The organism is Phycisphaerales bacterium (assembly GCA_035627955.1).
In the GTDB taxonomy this organism is placed as follows: Bacteria; Planctomycetota; Phycisphaerae; order Phycisphaerales; family UBA1924; genus JAEYTB01.
This window is the reverse complement of record DASPKU010000019.1, coordinates 100,671-117,271: the sequence shown is the minus strand read 5'-3', so window position 1 is coordinate 117,271 and position 16,601 is coordinate 100,671. Positions and strand designations below refer to the sequence as shown.

Below are 16,601 nucleotides of genomic sequence, written 5' to 3'. Positions count from 1 at the left end.
GGCCGTTTTTTTAGTAAGAGGGGGCGCGGGCGTGATCGGAAGGCTTGTTCAAAGGAACCCAGATATGAGCAACAACACACACCGCGTTCCCCGCAAGACCGTCGACTTCGTGAACTGGCTCAAGCCGCGCGGGCCGAAGTGGAAGACCCAGGCCAGCGTCCTGGGCCTGACGACCTCGCAGGGCACGGCCGTCGATGCCGCGTCCGCCAGCCTGCTGGCGAAGTTCGAGGCCCGCGAGGCGGCCGAGCAGGCGTTCCGCAACGCGGTGGCCGAGCTCGACGCCGAGCTCACGAGCGCCCGCACCATCGTGGGCGACTGCATGCGGACCATCGACGCCTTCGCCAGCAACTCCAGCAACCCCACCGCGATCTATACAACCGCGGACGTCCCCGCCCCGCAATCGCCCAAGCCGACCCCGCCCCCCGGGTTGCCCGCGGACCTGCGCGTCACGCTGGGCAAGACCGGCAGCCTGGAGCTGGCGTGGAAGTGCGTCAACCCCGGCAACGTGGGCGGCGTGGTGTACGAGGTCAAGCGCAGCATCGGCAGCGACGCGGGCCCCTTCGAGTACCTCGGCGTCAGCGGCACGCGCAAGTTCACCGACGACACCCTGCCCGCGGGCTCGGGCTCGGTGTACTACCAGATCACCGGCGTGCGCTCCACCCAGCGCGGGCCCACCGAGGTGTTCCTGGTCAAGTTCGGCGTGACCGGCGGCGGCTTCGCCATCAGCAGCGTGACGACGTCCGGCAAGCTCGCGGCGTAAAGGCGGAGGCCTTTCACCACAGAGCACACAGAGCGCACAGAGGAAGCCATCAGGAGCGGGCTGGATCATGAGGTCCAGCCCGCTTTTCCTTTGGACTCGACGCGGACTTCGTTCCTTTGCATTAGGCTGCGCGACGAAAGGGGCGACGGGTGCCGCAACCGGCCAACCGCCCTTCAGACGGAGGCTCCTTGAGCACCCTGCCTGACATGCTGGAGAATGTCTTCGGGCGGATCCTGCACGGGTGGTCCCGCGACCCCGAAGGCCGAGCGATGCCCTTCCAGGTCGTGGAGTTTGCACACCCCAGCGGGGAGCGGACCTTCGCCACGCTCGGACTCTCGCGCGTCGAACTGTGCAGGTCCTCGTGCGATTGTGTCCAGCGGGAGGAACTCTTCATCCGCGTGAGGCCCGAGTCGCTGATGGCGATCCCCGCCATCCTTCAGGATCTGGGACTCGAAACGATCCGGCGCGGCCTCGGTCACTCCCACGGGCAGATCATCGGCCCCCGCGGGCCGCTCGCCGAGGGCTCACAGTGCACGGCCCTGATGTGCCTGGTAAACGATGTGGGATCCACGAACCCGCTGGTTGTCACTCCCGATGAGGGCTGCCCGATCACGCTCTGCCGCGTGCTTCCCATCACCGATGCGGAGATTGCGCTGGTGCGGGATCATGGCATGGCCAAGTTCGATGCGGTGCTGAGGACCACCCCGGTTGACCTGACCGACCTTTCGCGCCCGAGCTGCGACTAGCCTCCTCACCTTCCCACTCCAAGTCTCTCGCGGAGGCGCGAGGCGCGGAGAAAGACAGGATCAATGAGTGAGCATCGGGCCACGCGCGGGAGCGCGCCGGGCCCTTTTCGTTGTGCCACCCGCCTGCCGCTGCAACCCCAGACCCTCTGGCCGGTACGCTTCCCTCGATGCCTGCGTCCGTCAGAGCACGGCATCTCACCTGCGCGACGTGGCTCACACTGGCCGGCGCGGTGCTCATGATCCTGCTGATCATCCACTGGTCCGGCAGAGGCCATCCGCACAACGCGCCGGACACTCAGGTTCCGATTGATCGCCGCGCGCTCTGGTATGGGCTGGGCGCTCTCGCATTCATCATCGCGCACGTCACCATCTCGGTCGCCGCACGTGGAGGAGCGACCAGCCGGTAGCCCGGGGCCCCCCACTCCTCCACTCCTCCACTCCTCCACTCCTCCACTCCTCCGCTCCCCCACTCCCCCACTCCCCCCAGTATCCTCCCCCCGTGCTCCCCCTCCTCACCGCCACCATCTTCCTCGGCGCGGCCCTCCTCTTCCTCCTCGAGCCCCTCGCGGGCAAGCTGTACCTGCCGCTGCTGGGCGGCTCGCCCGCGGTGTGGAACACCTGCCTCATGTTCTTCCAGGGCGTGCTGCTGCTGGGGTACCTCTACGCCCACCGCCTCGCACGCCTGCCGATGGCCGCGCAGCAGTGGGTGCACCTCGCCGTCATCGCCGCGGCGGCCATCTCCCTGCCCATCCGCGCCACCAGCGCCGAGCCCTCGACAGACACCCCCGCCCTGTGGCTGCTCGGGCAGCTCGCGCTCACCTTCGGCCCCGCGTTCTTCGCCATCGCCGCCACCGGCACGCTGCTGCAGGCGTGGTTCTCGCGCACGCGGCACGAGCGGGCCCAAGACCCCTACTTCCTGTACGCCGCCAGCAACGCCGGCAGCGCCGCGGGCCTGCTCGCCTACCCGCTGCTGGTGGAGCCCAGCCTCACCCGCACGCAGCAGTCCTGGGCCTGGACCGGCGCGTTCGCCGTGTTCGCCGCCCTGACAGCGACAACCACCTTCATCACCCGCCGCAGCGCAGCTCCTCCACTCCTCCACTCCTCCACTCCTCCACTGCCACTGCCCTCACCGTCTCACCCACTCACCGTCTCACCGTCTCAGCGCCTCCGCTGGCTCCTCTACGCCCTCATCCCCTCCAGCCTCATGATGGGCGTGACCCAGCACATCACCACCGACATCGCCGCGGTGCCGCTGCTGTGGGTGCTGCCGCTGACCCTGTACCTGCTCAGCTACACCCTCGCCTTCGCCCGCTCCGTCAACTTCCCCGCCCGCTTCTGGGGCAACGTGCTGGTGCTTCCTGCCGCCATCGTCCTCACGCTCCTGCTCAGCCACGTGCAGGGCGAGCTCCTGCAGGCCCCCGTCCACCTCATCACCTTCTTCATCGCGGCCACCATGTGCCACCGCGCCCTCGCCGAGTCCCGGCCGCCGGCCCAGCACCTCACCACCTTCTACCTCACCATCGCCCTGGGCGGCGCGCTCGGCGGCGTCTTCAACGCCCTCCTCGCCCCGCTCATCTTCAACGCCATCGTCGAGTACCCGCTCATGCTGGGGCTGGTCTGCCTGGCCCGCCCAACGAACTTCGCCCACCAAACGAGCCCGACGCGCAAGCGAGGGTCTTCCTTCCCCCGCGACCTCCTCGCCGCGTCCCTCATCCTTGCCGCCACCCTCATCATCCAGCGCATCGTCTCCGCCTCGTCCATCGATTCCAAGGCGATCAAGGCCCTCTTCACCGCCGCCATCCCCGCCGGCCTTTGCCTCCTCACCCTCGTCAACGGCGGCACCCTCCGCTTCGGCCTGACCGCCCTCTTCCTGCTGCTGCTCGCGCCGTTCACCGGCACCACCGCCGGCGCCATCCTCCGCCACCGCTCCTTCTTCGGCGTCACCACCGTCATCGAGTGGGCCGACGGCAAGCACCGCACCCTCTGCCACGGCACCACCAACCACGGCCAGCAGGTCCGCCGCGTCCCCTCCGACCCCGCCACCGACGAGCTCTCCCGCACCCCCACCACCTACTACCACCCCGACGGCCCGCTCGGCAATGTGATCGCCATGCTCCGCGACGACGGCCGCCTCCACCGCATCGTCGGCGTCGGCCTGGGCGCCGGCACCATCGCCGCCTACGCCGACACCACCACCAGCGTGCACTTCATCGAGATCGACCCCGGCGTCGTCGAGATCGCCTCCAACCCCACGTGGTTCACCTACCTCTCCGACGCCCGCGAACGCGGCGCCCAGGTCACCACATGGGTCGGCGACGGCCGCCTCGGCGTCGCCGCGCTCACAGAGCTCGCCGACCTCATCATCCTCGACGCCTTCAGCAGCGACGCCATCCCCGTCCACCTCATGACCGCCGAGGCCCTCGACATCTACCTCCGCAACCTCTCCCCCCGCGGCGTCGTCATGTTCCACGTCTCCAGCCGCACCTTCCGCCTCGCCCCCATCGTCGCCGCGCTCGCCCACAACGCCGACGCCGTCGCCTACCTCCGCAACGACCTCGAGACCAAGGGCGAGAAGTTTGCCTCCGAGTGGGTCGCCGTCGCCCGCAGCCAGGGCGACCTCCTCCCCCTCACCCTCGACCCGCGCTGGACCAGGCTCACGCCCGCCGCGGGCGACCCCGTCTGGACCGACGACTACACCAACCTGCTCAAAGCCATCAACTGGTAGTCACGTGAACTAGTAACCCGCCGGCACCCCGCCCTTCCGCGGATCACTCGCCGGCTGCCACCCATCCTTCACCCTCCGGATGATCTGCACGGCCGCGATCCGGTCCCGCCGCTTCGTCGTGTGCCCCAGCTTCTTGAGCGCCTCCTCCAGCGCCCCACCAGCGATCTCCCCCTCCAGCTCCAGCACATCCGGGTGCCACTGGTGGTGGAAACGCGCCCTGCTCACCGCCTCCAGCGCCGGCATATCGAACACCAGCACGTTCAGCGACGCCTCGATCGTCCCGCTGATGATCCTTGGGCCCCCGCTCGCCCCCGCCAGCAGCACGGGATCGCCTGGTTTCCCGTCCTCCCCGTTCTTCAGCACGATCGTCGGCGTCATGCTCGACAGCGGCCGCTTCTTCGCCTCCGGCCGGTTCAGGTCCGCATGGTCGAGCCCGAACGCGTTCGCTTTGCCCTTCCGCGCCAGGAAGTCGTCCATCTCATCATTGAGAATGAACCCGTACTCCGGCACTGCGACCAGCGACCCGAACACCAGGTTGATCGTCTCCGTGCACGCCACCGCGTTGCCCATCTCATCGACCACGCACAGGTGGCTGGTCCCGCCGTCATCGGGCAGCGGCGACGCCGACCCGTACGCCTCGATCGGCAGCACGTGCGTCAAGTCCATCGCCCGCGCCCGCCCGCGCACGTACTCCTCGCTCAGGAGCGCCTTCACCGGCACCTTCACGAAGTTCGGGTCCCCCATCCACCGCGCCCGGTCCGCGAACGCGTGCTTCCCCGCCTCCGCCACCAGGTGCACGTACTCCGCACTCCCCCACCCGCTCTCCTTCACGATCCGCTCGAGATCCCGGCCGCGCACCTCCAGCATCCCCAGCACCTGCGCCAGCACGATCCCCCCGCTGCTCGGCGGCGGCATGCTCAGCACCGTGTTCCCGCGGAACGCCGTCACCAGCGGCTTGAGCTCCTCTACGCGGTACCCCGCCAGGTCCTCCAGCGTCATCTCCCCGCCGTCCCGCCGCACCGCGTCCACGATCGCCCGCGCCACATCCCCCTCATAAAACCCCGCGCTCCCCTTCTCCGCGATCAACCGCAGCACCCGCGCCTGCTCCCGCAGATCAACTTTGTCCCCCTCCTTCACCTTCCCCTTGTACAGCAGCCGATCCCACAGGAACTCAAACCGCGGCGCCCGCGACGCGTCCTTCTCGATCCACTCGATCACCTCGCGCGAGCTGAGCACGTAGTGCGCATCCGCCGCGTACCCCTGCTCCGCCAGACGGATCGCCGGCGCCAGCACCTGCTCGCGCGTCATCGTCCCGTACTTCTCGAGCGCCACCAGCAGCCCCGCCACATGCCCCGGCACGCACACCGCCTTGCCCCCGTGCGTCGCGGCGTCGGGGTCCGGCTCGTTCTCGAAGTAGTCCGGCCGCGCCTTTCCGATCCCCCACTCCCGATAGTTCAGCGCGGTTGTCACGCCCTCCGGATACCGCGGGTGCTCCTTCAGCCGGATCACCATGAACCCGCCCCCGCCGATCCCGCACGAATACGGCCGCACCACCGACAGCGCGAAGCTCGTCGCCACCGCCGCGTCCACCGCGTTCCCGCCCGCCCTCAGGACCTCCACCCCTGCCGCCGACGCCAGCCTGTGATCCGCCGCCACCGCCGCCTTGGCAAACACCTGCATCCCTGCCGCCTCCTGCACAACAGCTTCCTGCGCCACCGCCCCCGCGCCCAGCACCAGTCCCGCAACCACTCCCAGTAATCGCAACCGCGTCATTCCCCCATCCTACCCCACTCCTCTACTCCTCCACTCCTCTTCTCCTCTACTCCCCCGCCCCCTCCATCTACCATCCCCCACATGCGTCTGGCCTTCGCCCCGATCAACCCCACCATCGGCGACCTCAAGGGCAACACCGCCCTCATCATCACCGGCATCAACAGGGCCCGGGACGCCGGCGCCGACGTCGTCGTCTTCCCCGAGCTCGCCCTCTGCGGCTACCCCCCCCGCGACCTCCTCCTCATGGAAGGCTTCGTCCCCGCCTGTGCCGCGGCCGCCAAACACATCGGCGAGCACCACACCCACAACATCACCGCCATCTTCGGCCTCCCCCTCCCACTCGACGCCACCCCCAACCAACCCCGCCGCGCCCCCACCGCCAACGCCCTCCTCGCCTACCGCAATAACACCCTCCTCGACTACTACGACAAGCGCCTCCTCCCCACCTACGACGTCTTCGACGAGGACCGCTACTTCGAGCCCGGCAACCGCGCGGTTGTCATCGACCTTTCGACATCCGACATCCGACATCCGACATTCCGCGCCGGCCTCACCATCTGCGAAGACCTCTGGAAGGGCGAGGACGCCGGCTTCTCCTCCCGCTACACCAACACCCCCGACCCCGTCGACGAACTCGTCAAGCTCGGCGCCAACCTCATCATCTCTCCTAGCGCCAGCCCCTTCGTCCTCGGCAAGGGTGACCGCCACCGCGCCATCCTCCAGCACCACGCCACGAAGCACCGCGTCTACGTCGCCAGCGTCAACCAGCTCGGAGGCAACGACGACCTCCTCTTCGACGGCCACACCCTCCTCTACGCCCCCACCGGCGACCTCATCGCCGCCGGCAACCTCTTCCAAGGCGACATGCTCGTCATCGACCTGAACGCCCTCCCAGGAGGGGTTGGGGTGAGTTCGCGCGAGTCGCAATCACCTTCAACCCGCGGTACCGCGACCGCCCCCACATCCCACATCCGACATCCCACATCCGATATTTCTCCCCACTCCTCCACTCCTCCACTCCTCCACTCCTCTACCGAATCGCTCCTCTTCCTCGCCCTCACCACCGGCATCAAGGACTACCTCCGCAAAACCGGCTTCACCCGCGCACTCCTGGGCCTCTCCGGCGGCATCGACTCCGCCCTCACCGCCGCACTCGCCGTCGCCGCGCTCGGCGCGCCCAACGTCCTCGGCGTCGCCATGCCCAGCCACTACTCCAGCACGCACTCCGTCGAAGACGCCCTCGACCTCGCCAGCCGCCTGAGCATCCCCTGCCCTGTCGTCCCCATCGAGGACCCCTTCACCACCTTCGAGCGCACCCTCAACCCCACCTTCCAATCTCTCCACCAGCCCGCGCTGGGCGAGAAACTCCCCGACATCGCCGAAGAGAACCTCCAGTCCCGCCTCCGCGGCACCCTCCTGATGGCTCTGAGCAATCGCACCGGCGCCATCGTCCTCACCACCGGCAACAAGTCCGAGCTCGCCGTGGGCTATTGCACTCTCTACGGCGACATGAACGGCGGCCTCGCCGTCCTCTCCGACGTCACCAAGCAGCTCGTCTACCGCCTCTCCCGCTGGATCAACGCCAACCACCTCAAGTGTGGATTCCAAGAACCCCCCATCCCCGAGCGCACCATCACCAAGGTCCCCAGCGCCGAACTCCGCCCCAACCAGACCGACCAGGACTCGCTCCCCCCCTACGACATCCTCGACGCCATCATCGAGCGCCACGTCGAACGCCACCAGTCCGCCGACACCATCATCAAGGAAACCGGCTACGACGAACCCACCGTCCGCCGCGTCCTCCGCCTCATCGCGCTGGCCGAGTACAAGCGCAAGCAGGCCGCCATCGGCCTCAAGGTCACCACCGTCGCCTTCGGCCCCGGCCGCCGCTTTCCCATCGCGCAGCGCTGGACCTGAACACGTGCTACCGAGATGTCCTCATCTCGGTGTTTCTGCGCGCGAAAGCCCGGACGTTCGACATCCGACATCGCACATCAGACATCCCCTGACATCCCCCTCAACACCACCCACACCAACCCGCTCACCGACCACCAGACCCCGCCCCACACCCCCGCGACCGGCACCGCCGTCATCGCACCGAACACACTCGCCATATCTCCCAGCCGCGGCCTCATCATCTGCGCCATCATCACCCACACGCACACCCACGCCCACACCAGCCCGCCAGCCAGCCCCGTCATCCGCCATCCCGCGGCCATCCCCGCCACCATCACCACCGGCGTCAGCCCCGCCGCCCACGCCCACCGCCAGTCCGGCCACGTAAAAAACCCCTGCACCTCCGCCAGCTGCCGCTTCGTCCACACCACGCCGCACTCCGGGCACCGCGCGCGGTCCTCCTCCACTAGCCCCTCCAGCCCATACCGGCACGTCGGGCACTCCCACACCACCTTCACACGCGCACCAAACATCTCACCTCTCCTCGCCTACTTGATGCCTGGATGCCACATGCCTTGATGCCTCTCTTCCACCCGCCCCATTCCCCCCTCCGTGCTCTCCGTGTGTCCGTGTTTGGTACCCGTCTTCACGCCTTCCACTCCCCCGCATACTCCATCTTCCACGACGATCCATCTCGCCCCGCCAGCTCCCACATCCGCTTCGCGATCTGCCGAAGGTGCAGCGCATCATGCCCCACCCACGACGCGAACAGATCCCCCGCCGGCACCGGCCCCACCTTCGGATGCTGGTACGCCCGTGACCAGTCCACGCGTGACAAGCCCCCGAACTGCTCTCCCAACTCGCGCAGCTGCCGCACCGACTCCGCCCGCTCCCGCTCAAACCGCGCCAGCTCCGTCTCCAGGTCCCGCTCGTTGTACTTCCCCTCCCGCGCCCACGCCTCCGGGTCATTCCGCTCCCACGCCGCCGCGGGATCACGCAGCGTGCTGAACAGCCGCGCCCGGAAGTCCCGCACCTCCTCATCCCCCAGGTGGCACACAATCTCCAGCACCGACCACTGCCCACCCTCCGGCTTCCACCGCGCCTCCTCCACCGTCAGGCCCCGCACCACCGCGCACAACCCCCGCGGAAACGCCTCCAAACGCCGCACGATCGCATTCGCATCCATCCCACCAGCCTACCGCGCACCCCCTCCGATCACTTGCATCTCCTCTGACTTCCTATCCCCCTTATGACTCCTATCTGTCATACTGACCTTTGATCAGCATCCCCTCCGTGCCTCCGTGTTTGGTATTCCATCCCTGCTAGTCCCAGGAACGAGCCATGCTCCTCCCCACCCTCGCCGCCCTCATCCTCCCGGCCGCCCTCTCCCTCGCCTCACCTCCGATCTTCACTGCCAAGACTTACGACCAGGCCAAGCAGCAGTCCATCGACGAGAAGAGGCTCCTCGTCGTCGACTCCATGGCCGACTGGTGCCCGCCCTGCAAGAAGATGGACAAGACCACCTGGGTCGATCCCAAGGTCGTCGAGTGGTTCGCGGCCAACGCGATCGCCTTCCAGTTCGACACCGACAAGCAGCCCGAGCTCGCCCAGCAGTTCGCCATCGAGCTCCTGCCCACCACCATCATCCTCAAGGACGGCAAGGAGATCGACCGCGACACCGGCTACAAGTCCGCCGCCGAGCTCATCGCCTGGCTCGAGGACGTCAAGCAGGGCAAGACCAAGGCCGCCGAGCGCGAGCAGGAGCTCAAGCGCCTTCGTGAAAAGGCCGGCACCCGCGTCGGCAAGAACGGCAAGGTCGACATTGACGAGCGCCTGGACCTCGCCCGCAAGCTCTCCGAGTCCGACCCCGACCTCGCGGCCGCGGAGTACGCCTGGCTCTGGGACAACATGCTCCAGCACAAGCGCTCCATGGCCGGCGTCCGCCTCTCCTTCATGGTCAGTGAGATGCACGTCCTCGCCTTCGAGCACCCGCCCGCGAAGGAGGTGTTCACGAAGCTCCGCGACGCCGCCGAGGCCAGGCTCAAGGACCAGAGCGCCACCAAGGACACCCTCACCGACTGGATCCGCCTCAACACCATTCTCAACGACGAGGACCGCACCATCGCCTGGTACGACCGCGTCAAGGATGATCCCGCGGCCACCAACGACCTCCGCCGCAACAGCGCCTACATCAAAGAAGCTCTCAAAACCCATGCCCGCTGGGTCGATGTCGGCCGCATCTCCGCCCGCCCAATGGACGACGTCCGCGAAACCATGACCAGCCTCGACACCAGGCTCCCCGGCGACGAGCGGCAGCAGAGGGCCGTGCGCGAAGCCCTCAGGAGCGCCGTCCGCACCAACGTCTCGGGCATCTACGCCGGGCTGCTCATCAGCGGACGCGAGAAGCAGGCCAACGAGGTCGCCACCCACCTCATCCTCACACTCGACGACGCCACCAGCCGTGTCGCGCTCGTCGAGGAAGCGCTCAAGGCCAACCACCCCCGCGAAGAGCACCTCACCCTCCTCGACACCGCCGCCACCAAGTCCTCACACCCCAAGATCCCCGAGCTCCGCGCCAAGGTTGAGCAAGCCCTCACGAAGGGCAAGTGACGTGCCACCGAGATGTCTTCATCTCGGTGGTCCCGAGCGCACCGCCTACGCCATCCCCCACAGCTTCCGCACCGCCCCCATCAGCTTCTCTCGCGTCGGCTCGTCAATCCCCCGCCGCATCATCACGTGCTCGGCGAGCGCCAGCCCCGCCTCGCCCTCCTCGAACACCGCCTTGCTCGCCCCCGCGTGCTTGAGGTCCTCCTTCTCCCGCAGGTACCGCGCCCGCACCGTCACCTCCAGCTTCGGGTTGATGTCCTTGGCCGTCATCACGATGGCCACCCGCTCATCGCTGTGCGGCAGCGTCACCACCAGGTGCACCGCCCGGTCCACCCCCGCCTGCACCAGCACGTCACGCAGGCCCGCGTCGCCGTAGATCGCCATCCGCCCCTGCCGGTGCAACTGCTGCACCGTGTCCATGTTCATGTCGATGATGCACGTGTCCATCCCGCTGTCGCGCAGGACCGCGTCCACCAGCCGCCCCACCGGCCCGTACCCCACGATCACCGCCAGCGGCTTGGGGTTCTCCTCCGCCTCCCGCTTTGCCTTCTGCTCCGCCGACCCGATGTTCACCGCGTCGATCCGCCTCTGCGCCCGCGCATTGAGCAGCCTCCACAGCCGCGGCCGCCGCTTCAGCCACCCTTCCACCACCTCCAGCCGCCCGAAGATCAGCGGGTTCAGCGTGATCGAAATAATCGCGCACGCCACCAGCAGGCTGTGGTGCTCCGGCAGGATCAGCCCGTTCTCCCGCGCCGCCTGCGACAGGATGAAGCTGAACTCGCCGATCTGCGCCAGCGCCAGCGCCACGACCAGCCCCGTCCGCACCGGGTACCCCAGCACCGCCACGATCATGAGCGCCGTTAGCGGCTTGACGATCATCACGATGCCCAGCCCCGCCGCGATCATCCCCGGCCGCTCCACCAGGAACATCGGGTCAAACAGCATCCCCACCGCGACGAAGAACAGCACGCTGAACGCGTCCCGCATCGGCAGCGCGTCCGCCGCAGCCTGATGGCTGACCGGCGACTGCGCCACCACCATCCCCGCCAAGAACGCCCCCAGCGCCACCGACACACCGAAGAACACCGCGCTCGCCACCGCGATCGCCACGCTCAGCACCAGCACCGTCAGCGTGAACAGCTCCCGTGACCGCAGCTTGGCCACGCGGATCAGCATCCACGGCACCACCTTCGACCCCGCCAGCAGCACGATCGCGACCAGCGCGACCAGCTTCCCCAGCGCCCACGCCATTCCCTTCCAGCCCGCCGCGCCGCTGCTGTGCGTCGCGCTCGCCTCCGCTTCCAGGGAGTGCAGGGCCGCCTTCGCCACCTCGTACGCATGCCGCGCCTGCTCCAGCGCCGTCGCGCCCACCGGCAGTTCCGGTACCACCGGCGCCGCGCTCTGCGCCGCCTGCGGCAGCTCCACGCCCCCGCCGATCGCCGCGATCATCGGCACCATCACCAGCGCCAGCACCGTGAAGATGTCCTCCACGATCAGCCACCCCACCGCCGCGTGCCCCGGCGCGCTGCTCAGCATGTGCTTGTCCATCAGCACCCGCAGCAGCACCACCGTGCTCGCCACCGACATCGCCATCCCGATCACCAGCCCCGTCCGGAAGGGCAGGTCCAGGAAGTAGAACATCACCACCGCCGCGGCCGTCGCCCCCAGGCTCTGCACCACCGCCCCCGGCACCGCGATCCCCTTCACCGCCAGCAGGTCCTTCAGGTGAAAGTGCAGCCCCACGCCGAACATCAGCAGGATGACGCCGACCTCCGCCAGCTGCGTCGCCAGGTCCACATCGCCCACATACCCCGGCGTGTAAGGACCAATCACAACGCCCGCGAGCAGGTAGCCAACGATCGGGCTCAGCCGCAGCTTCTGCGTGATGATGCCGAGCACCCACGCGGCCGCGAATGCCGCGGCAATCGTTGTCAGGAGGGGCAGGTTGTGCATGCGGCCAACCTTACCCGCGCCACACGCCCGAGGTTGAACCGTGCCACCGAGATGTCTTCATCTCGGTGCTTTTTTTCCGCCCGTCCGATCCTTCACCCGCACCACCACCCGCAGCCCCGACCACGTCTCGTCGATCGCGCACACCTTGTTGTCCACCAGCCCCGCCGCCAGCGCAAGGTCGCGGATGATGTCCTCCGTCAGGTCCGTCCTGACGCCGCTCGCCTTCTTCGGCCACGCGACCCACAGCCCGCCGGACTCATCCAGCGCCGCACGGGCGCCATCGAACTTCGCTTCCAGCGTCTTGAGGTCCTTGCAGAACAGAACGATGACCTGCGCCGGCGCCTTCCCCGCACGCAACGTAATCACCGCGCCCTCCGGCAGTTTGCCCAAGGTCGCTTCGAACTCGGAGGGCGCGCTCATCAGCAACACCCGCGCCCCGGCCTTGATCCCGAGCTTCTGCGCCAGCGGTGTTCCCGAGTAGCCAGCCATCACCGCTTCCTCCTCGCGCCGCACCCGATGCACCAGTTCGCCCGGGATGACTGCAGCTCCAGACCGCACGTCGCGCAGGGTGGGCCGAACCTGCCACGCTGATGCTTCAGGACCTCCTCGGCGATCACCTCGGAATCGCCGCCAAACTCCGCGTACGCCCGGTACATCGGCGCGAACAGCGTCTTGAATGAAACCTCCGACAGTGGCGCTCCGGTCCGTTCTCGGAATGCCTTTACCGCCTGAACGCCTTCTACATAGAGCGCCCGGAAGCGTTCGTGCTCCGTGTCGTCAAAGACGCCAACGTGCCGCTTGCACCGCGAGCACCACACTCTGCCTTTTGCGTCGGGCATCGCTACCAGCCGCCCGGAGCCTGCGCTCCGTTCTCGTCATCCCGTCAGCGAATCACTCAAACCGCCCACGATCCGCGATCTTGAAGTCGTACATCTTCGCCAGTTCCTTCGCCGACTTCTCCCCGATGTTGGACAGCTGCGCGATCATCGGCTTCGGCTTGTTGGCGGCGAGCTTGCCCAGCTGCTCCCACTTGTGGGCCAGCAGCCCCTTGAGGTCCGCCGTCGTGTTCCGCGCATGCCCGGTCGGGTACATCACCAGGCCCGAGTCAAAGCTCTGCCCCTGGTCGTCGGTGATCACGATCGACGTCGGGATCCCGTCAGGGTACTTGGCGTCGTACTCCGCCCCGCCGTGCTCGAAGGTCATCTTCGCCATCAGCGCCCGCGTCACGGGGTGGTGCAGCGCATGCGCGTCAAAGTCGTGCGGCAGCAGCATCAGCTCCTTGAACTGGTACGGCCCCTTGTGCCCCGCGGCCCTCAGCTCCAGCGCCTTCCGCAGCATCGTGCACACCAGGTACAGCATCGAGTGGTCCGCGCTCTGCCGCGTCTTGGGGTCGCGCTTGGCCGGGTCGCCGATGATCCCGAACGCCGGCTCGTACGCCACCACCACCATCTTGCTGATCGCATCCCCGCTCTGGTCCTCCAGCAGGTGCGGGTTCGCGGTAATCAGGTCGCACAGCCCCTGCAGCGCACCCGCCGACTGGTGCTCGTACAGCCCCAGCTTGAAGTGCATGCCCATCACCGCGAAGTCGTCGCCCTTGCGCCCCAGCACCAGATCGAACGGCGACGCGTCCGCCTTCTCTGTATTAGCGTCGGTCGCGCCGACCTTCTGGAACATCTGCCCCGGCCCCTCGAAGATCCGGAAGATTGCCTCGGGGTTCCGGAAAATATCCCGCGGCCCCAAAAACCCCGCCATCGCCCGCTTCACGCTCAGCACCGCCGCCTCGGTCGAGATCGCCGCCGACGCCCCCTTGCTGTCGCTCAGCTGCTTGCCCGCGCGGATCGCCCGGAAGGGGATGTAGTGCGCCACCACCATCCCGATCGCGCTCTCGATCTGCGCCCCCGTCGCCCCCATCATCGCCCCGAAGGTCGCCGCGCTGGCGATCGCCCCGTGCACCACGTGGTCCACCTTGTAGCTCTTGAGGCTGAACACCTCCGCCAGCCGCCCGCGGATCTCATCCAGCAGCACCATCCCCCGCAGGGCGAACTCCCCGTCCATCCCCCGCAGCTGCGCCGCCGCTACCGGCACCGCGTAGAAGTCGTTGTGCCCGAACTCCCCCGCCGTGTGCCCCAGCAGCGGGTTGAACCCGAAGTTGGTCCCGTTGCTGTCCCACTCCCGCACCGCGGCACAGTTGGCCACGATCGCCTTCTCCACGGCCACGTCCACGTTGCTCCCGAACACCGGCACCCCCGCCCGCACCGTGTCCTCCGCCCACGCGGCCCCCCGCGCCACGCCCTTGCTGGGCACCTCGTACCGCAGCGCCTCCTCCCGCAGGATCAGCGGCGCGTTGGTCCCCAGCGCAATCGCCGACACCCCGCACAGGCACGCGTCGGTATAGAAGTCGCTTGTCTTGTCCAGCACCGCCCTGGACGGCTCCCCGCGCTTGCCCTCCTCCTCGCTCCACATGAAGTCGATGGCGTACTGGGCAATCCCCAGCGCCTGGTTGGAGTTCGCGGGCAGGTGCGTGTGGGTGTCGCTGTTCACAAGGCTGGCAACGTCAGACGGCGCAGTCGCGGCGGGCATTCCTCTGGTCTCCGGAAAAAAGGGGGCGCAAGCGTAGGGCGGGGTGCAGGGAGCGCGGGTTAGCCCGGGAAGAGGGCGGGCGGAAGCGCTTGGGGGAGGGGGTGTTGCGCCCCCCGCCGACCGACGCCGGGACTGAGCCGCTCTGGGCGAAGTCCCGGATTGGCTCGACATCAGCGAGGGTTACCGAGCACCAGACGCACGCAAGTGCTGCTGGAACACGGCATCGTCAAACGTCAACCACTCCGCCTGACCTGGCGTCCTCCCGATGAGAAGCACGCTGTGCACGGTGTCACCCGCCAAGTAGGCGATCATGCATCTGCTCCCATCGACGTACACCGCCGTCTGGTGATCAACGCCCCCGGCGCCCGCGGAATGTGTGGCCTTGTAAGTGGTCTGATGCCCGCGGTGGCGGGGGCTGCTCAGCGGGCGGAAGACTTGGGGCACTCCCTCGGACAGGAATCGGTCGATGACTTCCTTTGATGTCGGCGCATCCGTGTGATGCTGAAGCGGCGTCCGATTCGCCACCTGCCAGCTTGCAGCTGCGCCAATAACACCACCAGCCGTGAGGATGGTGAGGGCCCAGGCTGGACTCATTTCGATCCTGCGTTTGTCGGGCATGGCCCCGATCTTCCTTGTGTTTGGATCGGCGCCCGCAGGAGCGGGGCAGGTGGCACGACCCGCCACCGAGGGCTGGTCCTTCCGCCCGGACGCACTGACGAAGGGTATCACAGAGCGCGCGACTACGCGGCCTCTGCATCAACGCAGCGTACAGCGCTTTTGGAGTCGCTTGTGGCAGGGCTCGCCGCCCTGCCCGACCCGCCCCGACGCAAGCGAGGCAGTAAGCCGCAGCCGTCTGCGGAAGAAACGACCATCGAAGCACGGTCGTGGCACAACCGGATCAACGGCCGGCCTGCTGGTGTCGGGCAAGCACCACCCGGTGAACGGAGAGCTTCCACCCGACACCCGGGCGAAGCCTCCCAAATCGTCTTTGCCTCCCGCTCCTTCTAAACCCCCGCCCCGCACTCCGGGCACGCCGCCGCGTCACCCCCCGCGAGCCCGCGCCGGTCGTAGCCGCACGCCGGGCACCGCCCCCGGCGCCGCCCCCCCCGCCGCCGCGCCCACGCGATGGTCTCAACCACCCCCATCAAGACGCCCGCCGCGAGGAGGGTGTTGAGAGTGAAGCCCACGGGAATGATGGACCGCGGAAGATTGCCGTCAAAGCTCGAAGCGGGGCGCAGGCGCCAATACCACTCGCGCCGCGGCGATCCCTCCCGCGCGGTCCTGAGGAACTGAAGAGTGCTGTTGACCCCTGCTTTGGCGAAGGACCGCATCGGCCAGCCCCACTGGTAGGTGTAATCGCCGGGAGATCCCGCAGGCGACTTCGTGTGCATCAAGCTCACTGATGCGCCGTCCCGAATCAGGACCGGGGGCGGCCCCCAAAGCGCGCCGCCGAAGGCAACTGAGCACGTGATCAGCGCGCCCGCGAGCAGACACGAGACGACCTCAAGAAACCATCGCTTCACCGGAAAGGAAGTGTGAGTCGAGGCCTGTCGTTTCACGC

The 16,601-nt window shown here is 67.9% G+C and carries 13 protein-coding genes; 6 read left to right on the top strand and 7 right to left on the bottom strand.

Annotated features, from left to right (window positions below):
- Positions 1-64: 64 nt before the first annotated feature.
- The 4 genes from VD997_15225 (at position 65) to VD997_15210 (ending at position 4,231) form a co-directional block, all read left to right on the top strand.
- Entirely contained in the window at positions 65-760 is a 696-nt protein-coding gene (locus tag VD997_15225) for a hypothetical protein (GenBank protein ID HYE63342.1), read from the top strand.
- A gap of 188 nt (positions 761-948) precedes the next feature.
- The gene (locus VD997_15220) at positions 949-1,506 is read left to right on the top strand and encodes a suppressor of fused domain protein (protein HYE63341.1); all 558 of its coding nucleotides are present in this window, start codon (positions 949-951) and stop codon (positions 1,504-1,506) included.
- A 167-nt stretch (positions 1,507-1,673) separates the two neighbouring features.
- Positions 1,674-1,913, top strand: a complete 240-nt coding sequence (locus VD997_15215; GenBank protein ID HYE63340.1) for a hypothetical protein — start codon at positions 1,674-1,676, stop codon at positions 1,911-1,913.
- A 92-nt stretch (positions 1,914-2,005) separates the two neighbouring features.
- Positions 2,006-4,231, top strand: coding sequence for a hypothetical protein (locus tag VD997_15210; protein HYE63339.1), 2,226 nt, complete (start codon positions 2,006-2,008; stop codon positions 4,229-4,231).
- Positions 4,232-4,240: 9 nt separating this feature from the next.
- On the opposite strand, the gene ggt is transcribed toward VD997_15210, so the two are convergent.
- A complete protein-coding gene (ggt, locus tag VD997_15205) occupies positions 4,241-6,004 on the bottom strand; it encodes a gamma-glutamyltransferase (GenBank protein ID HYE63338.1) in 1,764 nt (587 codons plus the stop codon).
- Positions 6,005-6,085: 81 nt separating this feature from the next.
- Here ggt and VD997_15200 point away from each other — a divergent pair, with 81 nt between their 5' ends.
- On the top strand, positions 6,086-7,921 hold the full coding sequence (locus VD997_15200; protein ID HYE63337.1) for an NAD+ synthase: 1,836 nt from the start codon (positions 6,086-6,088) through the stop codon (positions 7,919-7,921).
- A gap of 77 nt (positions 7,922-7,998) precedes the next feature.
- Here VD997_15200 and VD997_15195 read toward each other — a convergent pair whose 3' ends face one another.
- Both VD997_15195 and VD997_15190 read right to left on the bottom strand, forming a co-directional pair.
- The gene (locus tag VD997_15195) at positions 7,999-8,433 is read right to left on the bottom strand and encodes a hypothetical protein (protein ID HYE63336.1); all 435 of its coding nucleotides are present in this window, start codon (positions 8,431-8,433) and stop codon (positions 7,999-8,001) included.
- Between the two features lie 113 nt (positions 8,434-8,546).
- The gene (locus VD997_15190) at positions 8,547-9,086 is read right to left on the bottom strand and encodes a DinB family protein (protein HYE63335.1); all 540 of its coding nucleotides are present in this window, start codon (positions 9,084-9,086) and stop codon (positions 8,547-8,549) included.
- Between the two features lie 155 nt (positions 9,087-9,241).
- On the opposite strand from VD997_15190, the gene VD997_15185 reads away from it, so the two are divergent.
- Positions 9,242-10,510, top strand: a complete 1,269-nt coding sequence (locus VD997_15185) for a thioredoxin family protein (GenBank protein ID HYE63334.1) — start codon at positions 9,242-9,244, stop codon at positions 10,508-10,510.
- 45 nt (positions 10,511-10,555) lie between these two features.
- Here VD997_15185 and VD997_15180 read toward each other — a convergent pair whose 3' ends face one another.
- Genes VD997_15180 through VD997_15165 form a run of 4 tightly spaced genes read right to left on the bottom strand, consistent with a single transcriptional unit; the run spans position 10,556 to position 15,040 of the window.
- A complete protein-coding gene (locus VD997_15180) occupies positions 10,556-12,460 on the bottom strand; it encodes a cation:proton antiporter (GenBank protein HYE63333.1) in 1,905 nt (634 codons plus the stop codon).
- A 57-nt stretch (positions 12,461-12,517) separates the two neighbouring features.
- Entirely contained in the window at positions 12,518-12,949 is a 432-nt protein-coding gene (locus tag VD997_15175) for a hypothetical protein (protein HYE63332.1), read from the bottom strand.
- Positions 12,949-13,299, bottom strand: coding sequence for a hypothetical protein (locus VD997_15170; GenBank protein ID HYE63331.1), 351 nt, complete (start codon positions 13,297-13,299; stop codon positions 12,949-12,951). Before VD997_15170 ends, VD997_15175 begins: the two co-directional genes overlap by 1 nt.
- 52 nt (positions 13,300-13,351) lie before the next feature.
- The gene (locus VD997_15165; protein ID HYE63330.1) at positions 13,352-15,040 is read right to left on the bottom strand and encodes an MmgE/PrpD family protein; all 1,689 of its coding nucleotides are present in this window, start codon (positions 15,038-15,040) and stop codon (positions 13,352-13,354) included.
- Positions 15,041-16,601: the final 1,561 nt, after the last annotated feature.

Bases quoted from the DNA above. Each gene is read 5' to 3' on its own strand.
- VD997_15165 (HYE63330.1), bottom strand. From the start codon at position 15,040: ATGCCCGCCGCGACTGCGCCGTCTGACGTTGCCAGCCTTGTGAACAGC.
- VD997_15200 (HYE63337.1), top strand. From the start codon at position 6,086: ATGCGTCTGGCCTTCGCCCCGATCAACCCCACCATCGGCGACCTCAAG.
- VD997_15215 (HYE63340.1), top strand. From the start codon at position 1,674: ATGCCTGCGTCCGTCAGAGCACGGCATCTCACCTGCGCGACGTGGCTC.
- VD997_15195 (HYE63336.1), bottom strand. From the start codon at position 8,433: ATGTTTGGTGCGCGTGTGAAGGTGGTGTGGGAGTGCCCGACGTGCCGG.
- VD997_15225 (HYE63342.1), top strand. From the start codon at position 65: ATGAGCAACAACACACACCGCGTTCCCCGCAAGACCGTCGACTTCGTG.
- ggt (HYE63338.1), bottom strand. From the start codon at position 6,004: ATGACGCGGTTGCGATTACTGGGAGTGGTTGCGGGACTGGTGCTGGGC.
- VD997_15180 (HYE63333.1), bottom strand. From the start codon at position 12,460: ATGCACAACCTGCCCCTCCTGACAACGATTGCCGCGGCATTCGCGGCC.
- VD997_15175 (HYE63332.1), bottom strand. From the start codon at position 12,949: ATGGCTGGCTACTCGGGAACACCGCTGGCGCAGAAGCTCGGGATCAAG.
- VD997_15185 (HYE63334.1), top strand. From the start codon at position 9,242: ATGCTCCTCCCCACCCTCGCCGCCCTCATCCTCCCGGCCGCCCTCTCC.
- VD997_15170 (HYE63331.1), bottom strand. From the start codon at position 13,299: ATGCCCGACGCAAAAGGCAGAGTGTGGTGCTCGCGGTGCAAGCGGCAC.
- VD997_15190 (HYE63335.1), bottom strand. From the start codon at position 9,086: ATGGATGCGAATGCGATCGTGCGGCGTTTGGAGGCGTTTCCGCGGGGG.